The organism is Streptomyces sp. NPDC037290, from assembly GCF_055603245.1.
In genome coordinates this window covers 689,972-707,916 of record NZ_JBVJVZ010000004.1, presented here as the reverse complement: position 1 = coordinate 707,916, position 17,945 = coordinate 689,972, and the positions used below count along the sequence as shown (strand labels likewise).

General features: G+C 72.1%; 13 protein-coding genes. 7 read left to right on the top strand and 6 right to left on the bottom strand.

Features of this window, described 5'->3' with window-relative positions; genetic code table 11:
* Window positions 1-173: 173 nt before the first annotated feature.
* Both ACZ7HQ_RS18150 and ACZ7HQ_RS18145 read left to right on the top strand, forming a co-directional pair.
* Entirely contained in the window at window positions 174-1,793 is a 1,620-nt protein-coding gene (locus tag ACZ7HQ_RS18150) for an alpha/beta hydrolase (protein ID WP_470990550.1), read from the top strand.
* Window positions 1,794-1,923: 130 nt separating this feature from the next.
* Complete coding sequence (locus ACZ7HQ_RS18145; RefSeq protein WP_470990548.1) at window positions 1,924-2,448, top strand: DUF4232 domain-containing protein; 525 nt, start codon at window positions 1,924-1,926, stop codon at window positions 2,446-2,448.
* Here the strand turns inward: ACZ7HQ_RS18145 and asnB are convergent.
* Complete coding sequence (asnB, locus tag ACZ7HQ_RS18140; protein WP_470990546.1) at window positions 2,441-4,282, bottom strand: asparagine synthase (glutamine-hydrolyzing); 1,842 nt, start codon at window positions 4,280-4,282, stop codon at window positions 2,441-2,443. The genes ACZ7HQ_RS18145 and asnB overlap by 8 nt on opposite strands.
* 303 nt (window positions 4,283-4,585) lie before the next feature.
* A complete protein-coding gene (locus ACZ7HQ_RS18135) occupies window positions 4,586-5,374 on the bottom strand; it encodes an alpha/beta fold hydrolase (RefSeq protein WP_470990544.1) in 789 nt (262 codons plus the stop codon).
* A gap of 158 nt (window positions 5,375-5,532) precedes the next feature.
* On the opposite strand from ACZ7HQ_RS18135, the gene ACZ7HQ_RS18130 reads away from it, so the two are divergent.
* The gene (locus ACZ7HQ_RS18130) at window positions 5,533-6,627 is read left to right on the top strand and encodes a baeRF3 domain-containing protein (protein ID WP_470990542.1); all 1,095 of its coding nucleotides are present in this window, start codon (window positions 5,533-5,535) and stop codon (window positions 6,625-6,627) included.
* 103 nt (window positions 6,628-6,730) lie between these two features.
* Window positions 6,731-7,756: a Gfo/Idh/MocA family protein gene (locus tag ACZ7HQ_RS18125; RefSeq protein WP_470990540.1), complete on the top strand. Its 1,026-nt coding sequence runs from the start codon at window positions 6,731-6,733 to the stop codon at window positions 7,754-7,756.
* Here the strand turns inward: ACZ7HQ_RS18125 and ACZ7HQ_RS18120 are convergent.
* Both ACZ7HQ_RS18120 and ACZ7HQ_RS18115 read right to left on the bottom strand, forming a co-directional pair.
* Window positions 7,746-9,770 (bottom strand): phosphocholine-specific phospholipase C, encoded by a 2,025-nt coding sequence (locus ACZ7HQ_RS18120; protein ID WP_470990538.1) that lies wholly within the window; start codon window positions 9,768-9,770, stop codon window positions 7,746-7,748. The genes ACZ7HQ_RS18125 and ACZ7HQ_RS18120 overlap by 11 nt on opposite strands.
* Window positions 9,771-9,898: 128 nt before the next feature.
* Window positions 9,899-10,315, bottom strand: a complete 417-nt coding sequence (locus tag ACZ7HQ_RS18115) for an SsgA family sporulation/cell division regulator (RefSeq protein WP_470990536.1) — start codon at window positions 10,313-10,315, stop codon at window positions 9,899-9,901.
* Between the two features lie 348 nt (window positions 10,316-10,663).
* Here ACZ7HQ_RS18115 and ACZ7HQ_RS18110 point away from each other — a divergent pair, with 348 nt between their 5' ends.
* The gene (locus ACZ7HQ_RS18110; protein WP_470990534.1) at window positions 10,664-12,097 is read left to right on the top strand and encodes a PP2C family protein-serine/threonine phosphatase; all 1,434 of its coding nucleotides are present in this window, start codon (window positions 10,664-10,666) and stop codon (window positions 12,095-12,097) included.
* A gap of 54 nt (window positions 12,098-12,151) precedes the next feature.
* Here ACZ7HQ_RS18110 and ACZ7HQ_RS18105 read toward each other — a convergent pair whose 3' ends face one another.
* A complete protein-coding gene (locus tag ACZ7HQ_RS18105) occupies window positions 12,152-13,645 on the bottom strand; it encodes a DNA-binding protein NsdB (protein WP_470990532.1) in 1,494 nt (497 codons plus the stop codon).
* Between the two features lie 334 nt (window positions 13,646-13,979).
* On the opposite strand from ACZ7HQ_RS18105, the gene ACZ7HQ_RS18100 reads away from it, so the two are divergent.
* Both ACZ7HQ_RS18100 and ACZ7HQ_RS18095 read left to right on the top strand, forming a co-directional pair.
* The gene (locus ACZ7HQ_RS18100) at window positions 13,980-15,125 is read left to right on the top strand and encodes an aminoglycoside phosphotransferase family protein (RefSeq protein ID WP_470990530.1); all 1,146 of its coding nucleotides are present in this window, start codon (window positions 13,980-13,982) and stop codon (window positions 15,123-15,125) included.
* A 275-nt stretch (window positions 15,126-15,400) separates the two neighbouring features.
* Entirely contained in the window at window positions 15,401-17,368 is a 1,968-nt protein-coding gene (locus tag ACZ7HQ_RS18095; protein ID WP_470990528.1) for an N-acetylmuramoyl-L-alanine amidase, read from the top strand.
* A 16-nt stretch (window positions 17,369-17,384) separates the two neighbouring features.
* Here the strand turns inward: ACZ7HQ_RS18095 and ACZ7HQ_RS18090 are convergent, their stop codons facing one another.
* Entirely contained in the window at window positions 17,385-17,882 is a 498-nt protein-coding gene (locus tag ACZ7HQ_RS18090) for a hypothetical protein (protein WP_470990527.1), read from the bottom strand.
* Window positions 17,883-17,945: the final 63 nt, after the last annotated feature.

Genomic DNA, 17,945 nt, shown 5'->3' with positions numbered 1-17,945 from the left:
TTATCGAACTGCATGTAAAGCCGCTCAATGATCGCCAACAGGCATGGAGGGCGCGAAGGGTACGGCAGCGGCTGTCGTTCCGCTCGTCCGGAGGCGGGCCCCGCGGGGCCCGCTTATGGTGGGTCGAGGGCGCCGTCCCCCCGGTCCGCGACAGGCGTCCCGGGAGGCGATCGATGCTGGCCAAGCTGTCCAGACGGCCCGCCGTGCGGCGCTGCGCGGGCGCCGGAGCACTCGCCCTGGCTCTGCTCGGAGCCGGGTTGCCCCGGGCGGGCACCGACCGACCGCAGCCGCAGCCCGACCTGTCCCGGTTCTACCGGCAGAAGGTGACGTGGACGACCTGCAAGGGCCCGGACATGCCGAAGGACCTGCAGTGCGCGAAGGTCACCGTCCCGCTCGACTACGCACGGCCTCGCGCGGGCACCCTCGACCTGGCCCTGGCCCGCTATCGGGCGACGGGGCCGTCGCGGGGCTCGGTGCTGCTGAACTTCGGCGGCCCGGGCGGCGCCGGCATTTCCGAACTCGCCTCGGACAGCAAGGAGTTCATGGACCTGACCAACGGTTACGACGTGGTCAGCTTCGACCCGCGCGGCGTCGGCCGGTCCTCCCCGGTCAGCTGCGGCGAGGGCAGCGGCGAGGCCTCGGACGCGGTGGACGGCCATGCCGACCTCGGCCATCCCCAGGCGCTGCTCACCAAGTTGCGCAAGGCCGCCGGCGACTGCGCCCGGAACTCCGGCCCGGTGCTGCAGCACATCGGCACCGTGAACGCCTCCCGCGACCTGGACGTCATCCGCCAGGCCCTCGGTGACAAGAAGCTCAACTACCTGGGCTTCTCCTATGGAACGCGGCTCGGCGCGGTGTACGCGGCGCAGTTCCCGGACAAGGTCGGCCGGCTCGCCCTGGACGGCGTGGACACCCTGACCGAGCCGCTCTCCGAGCAGGGGGTGGCCGGCGCACAGGGCGAGCAGACCGCGCTGGACGATTTCCTGGACTGGTGTACGGCGGACGTCGCCTGTCCGTTCGGCCAGGACCGGCGGACAGCCGATGACCAGGTGGTCCGGTTGGTGCGGTCGCTGGACGAGAACCCGATCCCGATGGACTTCGGCGGCACGTTCTCGGGACAGGACCTGGTGGGCGCCATCGGCCAGGCCCTCTACAGCAGGCAGCTGTGGCCCGCCCTGGAGCGCGCCCTGGCCTCACTGACGGAGGACGGTGACACGCGCGGGGTGCTGAACTTCGCCGACGGCGGCGCCGCTCCGCCCCGGGCAGGGCGCGTCGGGCACGTGAAGAACGGCGGTCTGGTCGATCCGCAGAACGTCCCGTCGGACAACCTGGCGTCCGCGCTGATGGCGATCAACTGCGCGGACGACCCCGACCGGCCCGACGCGGCCCAGCTCACCAAGGACCTCGGCACCCTGCGGTCCGCGTACGAGGAGGCCTCGCCGGTCTTCGGCCGCTACCGGCTCAGCCAGCTGCTCATGTGCTACGGCTGGCCCCGGGGCACCGACTTCATCCGCGACCGGGTGAAGGACGTCCACTCGGCGAAGATGCTGCTCGTGGGCACGCGGGGCGACCCGGCGACGCCGTACCGGTGGACCGTGGAGACGGCCGCCCGGCTCGGCCCGTCGGCCGTGGTGCTCGACAACAAGGGCGACGGCCACACCGGGTACGGCTCCTCCAAGTGCGTCCACCGGAAGGTCGACGACTTCCTCCTCTACGGCACCCTGCCCCCGAGCGGCAGCTCCTGCCCGGCGGACGGCGACGACAGGAGCGGCACCGCGAACTCCGCCAGCTGATGACAGCGGTGACGCAACCGGGTAACAGGCGCGAATCCGGCACAACCTCCCACGCATCGCGGTCGTCACACTGGGCAGGCGTGCTTCGGCCGCCGCAACCCGTACGTGACCACGACAGGGGGAGACCACCATGCGTATCCGTGCCGCCATCGCCGTACCCGCCGTCTCGGCCGCCACGGCGGTCCTGCTGCTGACCGCGCCGCAGAGCCAGGCCGCCGCGGGAGGGGCCCGGCCCGTCCGCTGTGCCGAGACGTCGCTGACGGTCCACGCGAAGGCCGCGGCCGGCGACCCGACCGTGGTGCGCATGAGCGTCACCAACCGGGGCACGCGCGCGTGCGTCGTCGACCGCGTGCCCACGGTGACCTTCGGGAACCTCGACGGCGCCGCCCTGCCGATGCCGCAGGGCGCAAGCGGCAGCTACCGGCTCGCGGCGGGCAGGACCGCCCACGCCGACGTCCGGACCATCGGCGACCCGGCGGACCCCGAGGCCCGCCGGACGGACAGCGTGACCGTGGCCGCCTCGGCCGCGCACGGGGGCCGCTCCTTCACCGCCGCGCGGCTCGGCACCGGGAAGCAGGTCCTGGTGTGGGAGCCGGTGACGACGTGGTGGCAGCCCACGGCGGCGGCCGCGGACCGGGCCATCGGCCTCAGCTGAGCGTCACCTCGGGGGTGTACACCTCCAGCCACCGCGCGAGGTCCAGGGTGCGTTCCAGGCCTCGCCGGGCGGCCTGGGTGCTGATCGGCGCCTCGCGTTCGGCGGCCTGGCGGAGCCGGTCGCGGCCGACGAGGTCGAAGACCTGGTGGGAGGGGCGGGACAGCAGCTCCCGGGCCTGTTCCTGCAGCGCGCGGGCGTAGCGGGGGTCCTGCGTGGACGGGTACGGGCTCTTGACCCGCTCGTACACCGAGCGCGGCAGGACGTCCGCGGCGGCCTCCCGGAGCAGGCTCTTCTCCCGGCCGTCGAAGGACTTCAGCGCCCAGGGAGCGTTGTAGACGTACTCGACCAGCCGGTGGTCGCAGAACGGTACGCGGACCTCCAGGCCGACGGCCATGCTCATCCGGTCCTTGCGGTCGAGCAGGGCGCGGACGAACCGGGTCAGGTGCAGATGGCTCATCTGCCGCATCCGGTACTCGAAGTCGCTCTCGCCGTCCAGCCGGTCGATGGCGGCCACGGCGGTGCGGTAGCCGTCCGCGACGTACCCCTCCAGGTCCAGGGACTTGCCGAGGTCGGCGCGCAGCACCTCGGCGTCGTCGCCCATGAGCCGGCCCATGCTGGTCAGCCAGGGGAAGGTGGCGGCGCGGCGGGCCTCCTCGTCGAAGAACTGCAGGTAGCCGCCGAAGACCTCGTCGGCGGACTCGCCGGACAGGGCCACCGTGGACTTCTCGCGAATGGCGCGGAAGAGCAGCAGCAGCGAGGCGTCCATGTCGCCGAAGCCGGCCGGCAGGTCGCGGGCGCGGATCACCTGCTCGCGTACGGCGGGGTCGGCGAGTGACCGCGCGTCGAGCACGATGTCCTGGTGGTCGGTGCGCGCGAGTTCCGCCACGTCGTGCACGAAGGGCGTGTCGGGGGTACCGCGCAGTTCGTCGGCGACGAAGTTGTCGGTCTGCCCGACGAAGTCGACGGCGAAGCTGCGCACCTTCTCGCCCTGCTCGCCGAGTTGCCGGGCGGCGATCGCGGTCATCGCGGAGGAGTCGAGGCCGCCGGAGAGCAGGGTGCAGCGCGGGACGTCGGCGACGAGTTGACGGCGCACGATGTCGTCGAGCAGCGAGCGCACGGTGGCGATGGTGGTGTCGCGGTCGTCGGTGTGCGGGCGGGTCTCCAGGCGCCAGTAGACACGGGTGGACAGGCCGGAGCGGTCGACGGTGACGACCGTTCCCGGTTCCACCTCGCGCATGCCGTCCCAGATCGCGTGTCCGGGGGTCTTGACCAGGACGAACAGTTCCCGCAGCCCGTCCAGCGTCACCCGGCGGCGGGCCAGCGGGTTGGCGAGGATCGCCTTCGGCTCGGAGCCGAACAGGACGCCGTCGGGGGTGGGGTAGTAGTAGAACGGCTTGATGCCCATGCGGTCGCGGATCATCACGAGCTTGTCGTGGCGGCCGTCCCAGACGGCGAACGCGTACATCCCGTTGAGCCGTCCGGCGACCGCGTCGCCCCATTCGAGGTAGCCGTGCAGCACGACCTCGGTGTCGGAGTCGGTGGTGAACCGGTGCCCCCGGTCCTCGAGTTCCCGGCGCAGCTCGGTGAAGTTGTACGCCTCCCCGGAGTACACCAGGGCGACGGTTCCCTCGGCGGTGTCGAGGGACATCGGCTGCCGGCCGCCGGGGAGGTCGATGATCGCGAGGCGGCGGTGCCCGAGGGCGGCCGGGCCCCGGACCCAGGTGCCGCGGTCGTCCGGGCCGCGGCAGGCCATCGTCTCGGTCATCGCATGCAATGTGGTGGCCTCGACGGTGAGATCACGGTCGAAGGAGACCCATCCGGTGATGCCGCACATGCGCTACTCCTGCCTCCGGCTCGCCGCCGGCTCCCCCGCTCACCTCGACTTTCCCAGGTGAACCAGGGACCGGCCGGCAAACCAGTTGTATCTAGCACCTATACGGCCAGCCTCCACCGGTTGCCCAAGGCAGTCAACGTGGCGGTAACACGGACGGCCTCCCCGCCCCTCCCCCTCCCCCACGGTTTCGGCCGTATTTTGCGCGCGCGAAATCCCGCGAAGCCCGCACCCCCGGGCCGGCGCCATCAGGAACCGGCCACGGGCAAAAACTTCCCCAAGGGAGCAAGCGTCAGGCATTTCCGGTCACAAAGCGCCACGCCTTTCGGACACGAAGCGATCCAGCACGGCGGTCAGTTCCGCCGGTTTCTCCAGCGGCAGCTCATGTCCCGCGTCGAGCACGCGCACGACCGCGTCCGGGTAGGCCTTCGCCATCCGGAGCATCTGCCGCACCGGCAGCTGGACGTCGTGGTAGCCGTGCACCATCAGCGTGGGCGTGCGGATCTCGCCGGCCCGGTCGAGGACGTCGAAGGCACGCATGGCGCCGTACAGCGTCATCACGACCTCGCGCGGGGTCGCGGCCGAGGCACGGACGTGCGCGCGGATCTCCTCGCGCGGATAGCCGGGCGCGAAGGCGCGGTGGATGTTGGCGGCCACGAACAGCCGGTACGGCACGAGGGTGGAGGCGGCCATGAGCAGACCCCGGCCGCGGCTGTACGTCATCCGGCCGATCGAGCCCACCAGCGCCATCCGCTCCACCCGCTCGGGGTGGGCCAGCGCGATGGTCTGCGCGATCATCCCGCCCATCGAGTGGCCGACCAGCACGAACCGTTCGACCTCCAGGTGATCGAGGAGGGCGACGACGTCCTGGGCCAGTTCCCCGATCGTGGGTACGCCCGCCCCGCTGCTCTCGCCGTGCCCGCGCAGGTCCAGCCGGATCACCCGGCGTCTCGGCGAGAAGTGCGCGATCTGGTGGTCCCAGCGGTGCCGGTCGGCGGTCCAGCCGTGGACGAACACCAGGGGCACCTCCCCCGTGTCACGGGGACCCTCGTCGTCGTACGTCAGGGCCGCTCCGTCGAGTTCGAGCTGCGGCATGTCAGGCCTCCCGGGGTGCGCCGCGATGCGGTTACTGGCCGGTACGGTACCCGTCCCGAGGGCATCGCGTCCCCGTGGTCCGGCGGGTGGATCCCCGGCGGCCTCCGGTCCGGATTACCCCGAATGCCGTACCTGTGAATCCGACCTATCGTGCTGTCATGGAGCACGCACTGAGTCCCGCGACCCTCGCCGAACTCCGGCGCCCGCGCCCGTACCCGGCGGTGTCGGTGCTGACCCCGACACATCGCCGAGAACCCGAGAACGGCCAGGATCCCGTCCGGCTGCGCAATGTGGTCACCGAGGCGCGCAGGCGCCTGGAGTCCGACCCCGCCGTCACCCGCGAGCGGCGCAACGAGGTCGTGGCGCAGCTCGACCGGGCGCTGGCGGAGGTGGACCTGGCGCATGCCGAGGACGGCCTGGTGATCTTCGCCGCCCCCGGTGAGCACCAGGTGTGGTCCCTGGCCCGCACCGTCCCCGAGCGGGTGGTGCTCTCGGACACCTTCCTCACCCGCAACCTGGTCGCCGCACAGGCCGCCGAACGTCCCTTCTGGGCGCTGTCGGTCTCCGCGGACCGCGTCACGCTGTGGAGCGGCGGCGAGGACCGCGTGGTGCAGGACCGCTCGGGCGGCTTCCCCCTGGAGCGCCGGCAGGAGAACTTCGATCCCGAGCGCCAGATGCGGACGGGCGGCCTGCCGAGCACGTTCAGCGACGAGGGCACGCGGCAGTTCCTGCGCGAGGCGGACACCGCCATGAACACGGTCCTGCGCGACCAGCCCCGGCCGCTGTACGTCACCGGTGATCAGGCGGCCCTGTCCCTGCTGGACGAGGTCGGCAGTGTCGCCAAGGCCGCCGTACAGGTCCCGCACGGCGGTCTCGCGCACGCCGGTCCCGAGGCGGTGTGGCAGGCGCTGCGGCCGGTGCTGGAGGCGGAGGCCCGCAAGGACACCACCGGCGTGGTCCGGGAGCTGGTCTCCGCACGCGGCCACCGGACCTACGCGGCCGGTCTCGACGAACTGTGGCAGAGCGCCCGCGAGGGCCGGGTCCGGCTGCTCGCCGTGGAGGAGAACTTCCGGGCCACGGTCCGCGATCTCGGCGAGCACCTGGTGCCGGCGGAGCCCGGCGACCTGGACGCCCGCGAGGACATCGTGGACGAGATCGTCGAGCAGTGCCTGGAGACCGGCGCCGACGTCCGCTTCGTGCCCGACGGCACGCTGGACGACGCGAACGGGATCGCCGGAGTGCTCCGGTACTGAACCCCGGCCCCGGCGGCGGTACTTCCCCGGAGCGGGGCCCCCGGGCGGCGCTCCCTGCGCGGCGTACGCTACGGCGTGATCGTCGGCGTAAGGGAGCGCACGCATGGGTGACCTGCTGGGAGTGGCGGTACTGGGTGCCGGACACATGGGGGCCGACCACATACGACGTCTCGACCACACGGTCAGCGGAGCCAGGGTCGCGGCCGTGGCCGATCCCGACGTCGAGCGGGCCAAGGAGGCGACGGCCGGCCTCGACGGGGTCACCGTGCACACGGACCCGGTGGCCGCGCTCGACGCGCCCGGTGTCGCCGCCGCGCTGATCGCCTCCCCCGGGCCTGCCCACGAGGAGGCCCTGCTCGCCGCGTTCGCCCGCGGACTGCCGGTGCTGTGCGAGAAGCCCATGGTGCCGGACTCCACAGGCGCGCTGCGGGTCGTGGAGGCCGAGGCACGGCTGGGGCGCCGACTGGCGCAGATCGGCTTCATGCGCCGCTACGACGCCGAGTACCGCCGGCTGAAGGCGCTGCTGGACGGCGGCGGCCTGGGCCGGCCGCTGATGCTGCACTGCACCCACCGCAACGTCTCCTCCCCCGGTGACTTCACCAGCGCGATGCTGATCAACAGCTCCGTCTCGCACGAGATCGACGCGGCGCGCTGGCTGCTCGGGCAGGAGCTCACGGCGGTGACCGTGCTGCGTCCCACCCCGTCGGCGGACGCCCCCGAGGGCCTGCTCGACCCGCAGTTCGTGCTGTTCGAGACCGAAGGCGGCGCACTGGTCGACGTCGAGGTGTTCGTCAACTGCGGCTTCGGCTACCAGGTGCGCTGCGAGGCCGTGTGCGAGAAGGGCAGCGCACGCATCGGCGACGAGCACACCATGGTCGTCACCACCGCGGGCGGTGCCCGCGAGGAGGTGGCGCAGGACTACCTGGCCCGCTTCCGCGCCGCCTACGACCGCGAGGTCCAGGTCTGGGTCGACGCCGCCCGGCGCGGCGAGGTCACCGGGCCGACCGCCTGGGACGGGTACGCGGCGTCCGTCGTCGCCGAGGCGGGGGTCCGGGCGCTGGACGGCGGCGGGCGGGTGGCCGTCGGCCTCGCTCCGCGCCCGGACCTGTACGCCGCGGTCAGCCGCTGATGCTGGCGGCGCCCGTCTCCAGGTGCCCGGTGAACCGGCGCGACCAGGTCGCGTCCGAGTCGACGGTCACCGTGAAGTCGTACCAGCCGTTCTGGTACGCGACGGCGTTGAAGAAGTCCTCCGTCGAGGCACCCGCGGCGACGGTGTAGGTCCAGGGGCCGTCGCTGCGGTAGTGGTGGGAGGTGATGGTGAACTTCACCGATGACGTGCCCGAGTTGGTCATCTTGAAGTAGACGGCGAGCTTGCCCGTGCCCGGCTCGACCGCGTACCGGCTGCTCACCTCCGCCGCCTTGCCGGCCTTGGTCGCGTCGCCCTGGAAGCGCCGCAGGAATCGGTTGGGGCCGGTCATGGTGAAGTCGTAACTGCCGCCGCCGAAGCCGGTGCCGATGTTGAAGGAGTCGGAGGCGGTGCCGCCGGCGTCGACCGTGTACTGCCAGGGCGTGGTGTCCCGGTAGGCGTTGGGGTGGAGGGAGAAGTGGGCCGCGCGGGTGGCCGGGCCGCCCTGGTTGGCCATGGTGAACCAGGCGAGGATCCTGCCGGCGGCGCCGAACTCCAGATGGTCCAGGAAGCCGTTCGGCTGGTAGGGCAGCGCGCGGGCCGGACGGGTGCCGGACTCCTGCGCGGGCTGGGCGTTGTCCGTCGGCACCGGGTTGGGCAGCGGGCCGCAGGTGCCGATGCCGATGACGCTGGTGGCGGGCAGGGAGACCGGGCCGAGGACCGGGTTGGCGAAGTCGAAGACGCCGGTGAGGTCGCCGCTGACCCTGCGCCGCCAGTCGCTGATGTTGGCGCACTTGGCCGGCTTGCCGATGGCGGAGGTCCAGGTCTCCAGGAAGCGCAGCACCGAGGTGTGCTCGAAGACCTCCGAGGAGACCCAGCCGCCGCGCGTCCAGGGCGAGACGACGATCATCGGGACACGGAAGCCGAAGCCGTACGGCACCCCGTTGAGGAACTCCCCGGCCGTTCCGGCGGGCGGCGCCGGCGGGGGCACGTGGTCGAAGAAGCCGTCGTTCTCGTCGTAGTTGAGGAACAGGACGGTGGAGTCGAACACGTCCTGGTCGGCGGCGAGGGCCTGGTAGACGAGGTTGACGAAGTGGGCGCCGTCGCCGGGCGGGGCGTAGGGGTGCTCGGAGAAGGCCTGGTTGGGCACGATCCAGGAGACCTGCGGGAGGGTGCCCGCGACGACGTCGGCCTTCAGGGCGGCGGCGATGTCGTCGGGGGTCGAGCCGGTCACCTTCGGCACCGAGGACATGCCGCGGTCGTACAGCGGGTCGCCCGCCTTGGCGTTCGCGAAGGCCTTGAAGTAGGCGCAGCCGTTGTCGCCGTAGTTGTCCGCCGCGTTCTGGTAGACCTTCCAGGTCACCCCGGCGGCCTGCAGCGCCTCGGCGTAGGTCTGCCAGGTCAGGCCGGACTCGTCGCCGCCGTCGTAGGAGGTGGAGTCGACCTTGCCGCTCCACAGGTAGGTGCGGTTGGGGCCGGTGGCGCTGAGCGCGGAACAGAAGTAGGCGTCGCAGACGGTGTAGTTGTCGGCGAGCGCGTAGTGGAAGGGGATGTCGGAGCGGTCCAGGTAACCGAGCGAGCGGACGTTGCCCACGCCCGCGACCCAGTTGTCCATGCGGCCCTTGTTCCAGGCGGAGTGCTGCGAGGACCACGAGTGGGGCAGGTCACCGTTGCACTGGGCCAGCGTCTCGCCGTCCTTGCCGCCGGCGGACGGCGTCGCGCTGAGCTTCCACGGGTACTGACGGCCCGTCCCGTTCGGCTGGTTGAAGACCGGGTGGCCGCCGCTGAGGGTGATGCCGCTGCGGTCGTCGAAGCCGCGCACGCCCTTCAGACGGCCGAAGTAGTGGTCGAAGCTGCGGTTCTCCTGCATGAGGATCACCACGTGCCGGACATCCTTGATCGTGCCGGTCGCCGTGGTGGCGGCGGCCGCCGTCGTACGCGTGCCGGCGCCCAGCGCCACACCCGCCGCCGCGGAAGCGCCGAGCCCCACGAAGCCTCTTCGGCTGATCGGTGTCATTCGCCCCGTCCTCGTCACCGGAGTGCCCCTGCGGCACACCGCGCGCCAGGGTGCCCGCGGTGTACGTCGAGGTCCATACCGGTGCGGTGAGGCGGAGATGAACAGAAGTCAAAGGGGGCCGGGCTCCGTCACACCCCGCCGAACAGGGCACTCAGCCCCCGCTCCACCACACCGGCCACGTCCTCCTGCCCGGCACCCACCACCGCGTAGGTACACAGCAGGAAGCGGCGCAGCGCCGAGGCGGGGAACTGCAGCAGAGCGAGGCCGTACGGCGAGTGGAACTCCACGACGGTCCGGGTGCGGTCGTACGGCCATATCTGTACGTCCCCGTGGCCGGACGGGGCCCGCAGCCCCTGGTCGAGCAGGGAGCGCGCGAAGATCCAGGTGACCTCCTCTCCCTCCAGGGCGGCCTCGGGAGGGAAGTCCACCCGGACGGCCAGGGGGTCGTCCGTGCTGTAGCGCAGCGTGGCCGACACGGGGATCTCCAGGTCCTCGGCGGTGATGAGCCGTGCCTGGGCGGGCTGTTCGACTGTGATGGCGTCCATGCTTGTATGGAGTCTTCGGGGGCGCCTCGCATGCCGCCAAATCCGGTCAGACTTCGACGGGTACAAGACGATCACGACACGGGCGAACACGGGTGCAGCGAACACGCGAGCGAGTGTCGACGGAAACCTGCCCGCGTGGGGCAACTCCCGTAGTCGGGGTACGACTTGGACCGCAGCGCGCGTACGTCATTCGTGTGCCGGGAGCGGTCAGGGAAGACTCTGGCATATGCCGGAAGCACCACCGTATCGTGTGTTGCCAAATCCCTTACGGGGCGTCGCGGGCTGTGCGAGAGTCGTAACGGTCCCCCCCGTCCCTCCCGGCCGTTTCGTCCCCCATCGGAGTGCGTCATGCCGTCCCCAGTCTCCGCGGGCCATCCAGCCGCCCAGCCACCCGGACGCGGCTCGGTCGAGGAGTTGATCAACCAGACGCGACGGCTCAAGGGCGACGTGGACGCCGTACGGCGGGACACTCAGAGCGACGGTGCGGACCCGGAGGAGCGCTGGCAGCGCGCCCTGTACGCCCTCGCACTGCACCAACTGGACGACCTGGACACGCACTTGGCCCAGCTGCGGGACGGCCTCGAGACCGCGTCCCCGGTCGGGCCCGCCGAGTCGCCCGCCGGCCCGCCCGGGCCGGCTCCCGTCCCGGCCGGCTCACTGCTCAGCCGGGTCGGCAGCGCGGAGTGGGACCTGATCACGGACGAGGCGACCTGGTCCGGGGAGCTGTACCAGATCCTCGGTCTCGACCCGGCCGCCCCCGCCCTCACGCTGGACGAACTGCCCTCGCTGGTCCTGGAGGAGGACCGGCCGAAACTCACCGCGATGATGACGGACTGCCTGGTCGACGGCAAACCGATCGACGGTGAGTTCCGCGTCGTACGGCCCGACGCCTCCGTGCGGGCGGTGCACATGATGGGCGAACCGGTGCTCGGCGCCGACGGCGGTACCGCCTCGATGTGGGCCGTGCTGCGGGACGTCAGCGAACTGCGCCGCTGCCGGCGGACGGTGCGCGAGACCCGTGACTCGCTGCAGCGTCAGCGCCGGCGGGAGCAGACCGAGCACCGGATCGCGGCTGAGCTGCAGGAAGCCGTGCTACCGCCATGGCGCGGCTCCCTGCGGCTCCCGCACCAGGGGCCGCCCACGCTCGACCTCGCCGCCCGGCACCTGCCCGCGGCGACGACCACACCGCTCGGCGGTGACTGGTACGACGCGCTGGAACTGTCCGACGGCGAGACCCTGCTCAGCGTCGGCGACCTCACCGGGCACGGGGTGGCCGTCGCCTCGGGTATGGCGACGCTGCTCGGTGCCGTACGCGGCATGGCCCTGGCCGGCACCCGGCCCGGCGAACTGCTTCGCATGCTCAACCAGTTGCTGGACGCCACCGTGCAGCCCGCCCTCGGCAGCACCGTCTGCTGCCGCTACCGGCCCGCAACCCGCACCCTGGAGTGGGCGCAGGCAGGACACCCCGCCCCGCTGCTGTACCGCGACGGGACGGGGCGCGTGCTGAACGCACCGGACGGCGTCCTGCTCGGTGCCACCTCGGGCGCCGTCTACGGGCAGGCCGAGGTGACCCTGGAACCGGGTGACCTCCTCCTGCTGCACACCGACGGGGTGGTGCCGGGGCACAGCGCGGCCGACGCCGTGGACCGCCTGCTCGGCCTCGCCCCGCGGTTCGGGGCGGCGCGCACCGCGCAGGACTGCGTACGAGTGGTGGTCGAGGAGTTCGGCGGTGCCGGACGCGAGGACGACGCCTGCGTGCTCGTCGCCAGGGTCACCGCATGAGCTGAACCGGGTGTGGGTGGGGTGATGTGCCGCGCAGGCCCTGTGCCTGTGCGCTCACGCCTGTGCGCTGCCCGCGCCCTTGGCCCTCGGCTTGGGCAGGGCGAGCCGGATCTCCTCCCGCAGTTCGTGGATCCTCGGATAGCCGGCGTACTCCGCGGTCAGCCGGTACATCTGGCGCAGCCGGTCCCAGGTGCGACGGGAGGAGTTCGAGCCCATCGACATCAGGGCCAGCCGCGCGTAGCGGTCCGCCTGTTCGGGGTCGTCGGCGATGAAGCAGGCCGACGCCATGGACAGATGGTCGAAGATCTTCGACCGCTCCCGCCCGTCGATGCGCAGGGCCAGGGCCTTCTCCGCGTAGTACTGGGCGTGCGCCGCCGCGCTCGGGTCGAACTCGGCCAGCGTGCGGTAGGCGAGGGCCTGCATGCCGTACAGGTCCTCGTCCTTGAAGGTCTGCATCCAGTCCGGTGTCTGCGCGTCCTGCCGGTCGGAGACGAAGAGGTCCTCCGCCTGGCCGAGGGTGCGGCGCATCGCCTGGCTCTTGCCCATCGATGCCTGCGCCCAGGCCTCGATGGTGTGGAACATCGCCTTCGTGCGCGGCTGCAGGCGGTCGCCGGCGCCGGACTGGGCGAGCTTCATCAGGTCCAGTGCGTCGTCGGGCCGCCCGAGGTGCACCATCTGCCGGGCCGCCCGGGACAGTGCCTCACCGGCGCGCGGCCGGTCTCCGCCCTCGCGGGCGGCATGGGCGGCGATCACGAAGTACTTCTGCGCCGTGGGCTCCAGGCCGACGTCGTGCGACATCCAGCCCGCGAGGACGGCCAGGTTGGCGGCGACGCCCCACAGGCGCCGCTGGAGATGGGGTGGGTGGTGGTAGGCGAGCATGCCGCCCACCTCGTTGAGCTGGCCCACGACCGCCTTGCGCTGAAGCCCGCCGCCACGGGCCGCGTCCCAGGCACGGAACACCTCGACCGAGCGCTCCAGTTCCTCGACCTCCTGCGACCCGATGGGGGCGGCCTCATAGCGGTCGAACCCAGCGGGGTCGGCGTGCAGGGGGTCGTCGAGGACGGGGGCGTCGGCCTTCAGGGCCGGGTCGGTGTGCAGCCAGTCGTACATGGCGCTGCTGAGTGCGGATCCCGCGGCGAGCGCGGCACCCGCGCCCACCAAGCCGCGTCGGTTGAGCATGAGGTCCATTCCCGTGAATTCGGTGAGGACCGCGGCGGTACGTTCGGGCGCCCACGGCACGCCGTCGGGATGTTCCTCGATCCCGTCGCCCTGCCGTTTCCCTGTTCGCCCGTGCCGTACCAGACCGAGGTCCTCGATGGTCACGACACGGCCGAGACGCTCGGTGAACAGGGCCGCCAGCACCCGCGGTACGGGATCACGCGGGATCTCTCCCATGTCGATCCACCGCCGCACCCGGGAGGTGTCGGTCGACAACTGGGGGTGGCCCATGGCCGCCGCCTGCTTGTTGACCAGCCTCGCGAGTTCACCCTTGGACCAGCCGGCCAGGCCGAACAGGTCCGCAAGGCGGGTGTTGGGTTGTCCGCTCACGTCAAGCCCCCAGGTTCTCGGCTGAGTTGACAGTAGCCCTGTGGAGGTTGCCGGGCGACTATTCGCCAGGGTTCGCCAGGGTCCGCCAGATGGTGTGCCACTGGGCATCGGGTGTCGAGTAGGAACGCGCCACCCCGACCCGGTCGCCGCTCGGCCCCACCGAGCCGGCGGATGCATTCCCCAGGGTGCACCCGGACGGCCGGGCCGGGCAGGCGCACGCTCGCAGTGCATGCGATCGGAGTACGGGCTCCTCGAGCCACCGGCCCCGCGCATGTGCGTCGAGCACGGCACCACAGGCAGGCACCGCAGGCACACGAAGGGATCTGTATCTCCCATGTACGCAGCATCGTCCTCCGTGTCCGCCCCGCCCCGGCCGCTGCGCTCCCGCCCCGCGGGCGGCGGACCGTACCTCGACCCGGTGGCGCGTCCGGGCGGACCCGTTCCGGTCGCGGGCCGGCCCCGCCGGCTCCCGGGGCAGCCCGGTGGCCAACCGCTCAGCGGGAGACTCGACTTGTCCGGTCCGCAGGGTGCGCAGCTGCGCACCGCGATCGCCTCGGTGCACCGGATCTGTCCGGAGTTCGCTCCGGTGCAGGTGCTGCGGCGCAGCGGGCGGTCCGTCCTCCTCGTCGGGACGGCGGGGCGCGGCACGGCCGTGGCCAAGTGTCTGCTGGACCACTCGCCCGCCTGGGCCGAGCGGTTCCGCCACGAGATAGCCGCATACCGCTCGTTCGTCCGGCACCGGCCCCCGGTCCGTGTGCCCCGGCTGATCGCGGCGGACCCGGACAACTGCACACTGGTGATCGAGCGTTCGCCGGGCCGGGTGGCGGCGCTGCAACGGCATCCGGCGGAGGCGCCGCCCCGCGCGGACATCCGGGCCGCGCTCGGCGCGATCTGCCGGGTGAACGCCTGGCGGCCCCCGGCGGGCACGTTCGACATGCCGCTGGACTACGGCACCCGGATCTCCCGGTTCCACGAGCTGGGGCTGCTCACCGACCGGGACCTCGGCGACCTGCAGAAGCTGCTGCACGGCATCGCCCACGAGGTGGGCCGCCACGGGATGCTGCAGTTCTGCCACGGCGACGCCCTGCTGTCCAACATCCTGCTGTCACCGGCCGGTCCAGTGCTGGTGGACTGGGAGCACGCGGGCTGGTATCTGCCGGGGTACGACCTGGCGACGCTGTGGCTGGTCCTCGGGGACGCGCCGACGGCCCGGCGGCAGATCAGCCAGATCGCCCAGTCGGCGGGACCGGCCTCGCGGGACGCCTTCCTGGTGAACCTGATGCTGCTGCTGACCCGGGAGATCCGTACGTACGAGACGGCCCTGCAGCGTGCGATGCACGAGGTGGCCCCGGCGGCACCGGGCCTGGCCCACGCGGGGGCCGCGCCGTCCGGCGAGGAACAGCGGCTGCTGCTCAGGCGGCTGCACGACGACTGCCAGATGGCCCGCAGGGCCGTCCGCGCGGCGGTCGGCACTCGCTGACGGGGACGAAGGTCCGCGGTGCGCCAGAGCGGCGGCGCACCGCGGACCTTCGTGTGTCCGGACTTCTCACGTCCGGTCCGGCCATGGCCACTGGTGTACGCCAGTGACGCCGCGCAGGCCCGGGCACCGCCGCCGCGAAACTCGCCGAAACTCCCTGTGTGACATGGGAAATCCCTGTCCTGACGGCATCATTGACGGATCGTCGGCAAGCCGGTACCACTGACCCAGCTCGGCGCCGCACGCCCCGCCACGCCCGCCCGTCACAGGAGGCCGCATTGCGAGGTTCCGCCACCGACCCCACGCCCACACCCGGCCACAGACACCTGCGGCGGGCCGTCGGCCCCCTGGCCTCCGCGGCCCTGCTGCTGCCGCTGCTCGGTGCGGCCCCGGCCCAGGGCGCCACGGGCTCCACCGACGGTCTGCAGGAGGCGTTCGCGACCGCGTCGGCCGACTACCACGTGCCGCAGAGCGTCCTGCTGGCCGTCTCCTACCTCCAGTCCCGCTGGGACTGGCACGCGGGCGCGCCGAGTGTGTCCGGCGGCTACGGCCCGATGCACCTCACGGACGCCCGGACGGCGATCGCCGCCACGGAGCACCTCGCCGAGGGCACGGGGGACGCCCGCGGCGACACCGCCCGCGACGCCGTGCACCCCGACGTCCGGGTACCGGCCCAGTCAGCGCTCCCGGCCCGCCTGAAGACACTCGCGAAGGCGGCGGAGCTGACCGGTCTGCCGGCCGAGGCGCTGCGCACCGACCCGGCGGCGAACGTGGCCGGCGGCGCCGCCCTGCTCGCCGCCGCGCAGAAGGAGCTGGGCGAGCCACTGAGCGCCGACCCGGCCGACTGGTACGGCGCGGTGGCCCGCTTCTCGGGCGCCGACGACACGGCGACCGCGGCGGCGTACGCGAACGACGTCTACGACGTCCTGCGCACCGGCGAGCAGCGCACCACGGACGACGGCCAACTGGTCGCGCTCGCGGCCCAGCCAGGGCTGACCGCCGACACCGCCCAGCTGCTGCGGGCCGGCCTGGGCACGCTGCCCAGGGACGGTGTGGAGTGCCCCGCCTCGGTGTCCTGCGAGTCGGTCTGGGCGCCGTACGCGCAGTTCGGTGACAACGACTACGGCAACCACGACCTTGGCGACCGTCCGGTGTCGCAGCACATCAAGTACATCGTCATCCATGACACGGAGGGCGCCTGGGACGGGGTGCTGCACCTGATCCAGGACCCCACCTACGTGTCGTGGAACTACACCGTGCGCTCCACGGACGGTCTGATCGCCCAGCACGTCAAGGCGAAGGACGTGGCCTGGCACGCGGGCAACTGGGACATCAACGCCCGGTCCATCGGCATCGAGCACGAAGGGTTCCTCGCCAACCCGGACGCCTGGTACACGGAGGCGATGTACCGCTCCTCGGCCCGGCTGGTGAGGTACCTGAGCCAGAAGTACGACGTCCCGCTGGACCGGCAGCACATCCTGGGCCACGACAACGTGCCCGGCCCGACCACGTCCACCATCCCCGGCATGCACACGGACCCGGGCCCGTACTGGGACTGGCGGCACTACTTCCAGCTGCTGGGCCACCCCTTCAGGCGTACCGCGGGCAGACAGGGCGGGCTGGTGACCATCCTGCCGGACTACACGACGAACCAGCCGGCGTACACCGGGTGCACCACCCCGGGCCAGCCGTGCACGGCGCACGGTTCCACCGAGGTGCGGCTGTACTCCGACCACGACGTGAACGCGCCACTGATCAAGGACATCGGGCTGAAGAAGGACCCGACCATCGACGTCAACGACCTGTCGTCGCGGGTCTCGACCGGCCAGCAGTACGCGGTGGCGGACCACTGGGGCGACTGGACCGCCATCTGGTACCTGGGTCAGAAGGCCTGGTTCCAGAACCCGCGCGAGGCACCGGCGGCGGTGCCGGCCAGGGGGCTCGTGGTCACGCCCAAGGAGGGCCTGGCGAGCGTTCCGGTGTACGGCCGCGCGTACCCGGAGAAGGAGGCCTACCCGGCGGACGTCCCCGCCCAGTCGGTCGTGCCGCTGCCGTACACGATCGCGGCCGGGCAGAAGTACGTGGTGGGTGACGTGGTGCCGGGCGAGTACTACTACTCGGTCACCTTCACCACCGACTCGCACCGGGTTGTGGTGGGCAAGGACCTGTACTACGAGATCCAGTACGGCCACCGCGTGGGGTTCGTCCGCGCCGCGGACGTGACCCTCGAGGGCTCGGCCGGCTAGCGGCGGCCCCTGGGCCTCAGCCCTGCTGGAAAAGCTCCGCCGGGAGCGGCTTCAGCAGGGCGTACAGGTCGTCGGTGATGGGGCGGTCCCAGGCGGCGATGGTGACGAGCACGCCGTCGCTGCGGTCGAACTGGACGCAGGAGATCCGGGACTCGGACAGCTTCAGCCGCCGCACGATCAGGAGGTTGTCACCCTGGAGGACCGGGGTGTCCTCGACGCCGACGACGGTGACCTCCTCGTCGTTCTCCAGCGCGAGGAGGAGCTGTCCCACCTCGAAGGGGATCTCGCCCTCGGTGACCTCGCGGGCCGGGGATCCCTGCGGCAGATTGCCGATGATCATGGCGGGGCCGCGGCCGCCGAACAGGTCGTAGCGCAGGAAGACACCCTGGCAGGTGCCGTCGGGGGCGGGCAGCAGGCCCGCGCCGAGGTTGCCCGGCCAGTCGCCCGGGTCCATGGCCAGCACGTCGAAGTCGGGTCCGGCGGGAGTGGCGCTGCGGCGGCGGAGGAACGACATGCGGACATGGTACGTGGGCTGCGCCGCAAGTGCGGCGCCGGTCCGCCGGCGGTGCCGGGATCG

Excerpts from the sequence above, each read along its gene's own strand:
- ACZ7HQ_RS18150 (WP_470990550.1), top strand. The coding sequence starts at position 174 with ATGCTGGCCAAGCTGTCCAGACGGCCCGCCGTGCGGCGCTGCGCGGGC.
- ACZ7HQ_RS18145 (WP_470990548.1), top strand. The coding sequence starts at position 1,924 with ATGCGTATCCGTGCCGCCATCGCCGTACCCGCCGTCTCGGCCGCCACG.
- asnB (WP_470990546.1), bottom strand. The coding sequence starts at position 4,282 with ATGTGCGGCATCACCGGATGGGTCTCCTTCGACCGTGATCTCACCGTC.
- ACZ7HQ_RS18135 (WP_470990544.1), bottom strand. The coding sequence starts at position 5,374 with ATGCCGCAGCTCGAACTCGACGGAGCGGCCCTGACGTACGACGACGAG.
- ACZ7HQ_RS18130 (WP_470990542.1), top strand. The coding sequence starts at position 5,533 with ATGGAGCACGCACTGAGTCCCGCGACCCTCGCCGAACTCCGGCGCCCG.
- ACZ7HQ_RS18125 (WP_470990540.1), top strand. The coding sequence starts at position 6,731 with ATGGGTGACCTGCTGGGAGTGGCGGTACTGGGTGCCGGACACATGGGG.
- ACZ7HQ_RS18120 (WP_470990538.1), bottom strand. The coding sequence starts at position 9,770 with ATGACACCGATCAGCCGAAGAGGCTTCGTGGGGCTCGGCGCTTCCGCG.
- ACZ7HQ_RS18115 (WP_470990536.1), bottom strand. The coding sequence starts at position 10,315 with ATGGACGCCATCACAGTCGAACAGCCCGCCCAGGCACGGCTCATCACC.
- ACZ7HQ_RS18110 (WP_470990534.1), top strand. The coding sequence starts at position 10,664 with ATGCCGTCCCCAGTCTCCGCGGGCCATCCAGCCGCCCAGCCACCCGGA.
- ACZ7HQ_RS18100 (WP_470990530.1), top strand. The coding sequence starts at position 13,980 with ATGTACGCAGCATCGTCCTCCGTGTCCGCCCCGCCCCGGCCGCTGCGC.
- ACZ7HQ_RS18090 (WP_470990527.1), bottom strand. The coding sequence starts at position 17,882 with ATGTCGTTCCTCCGCCGCCGCAGCGCCACTCCCGCCGGACCCGACTTC.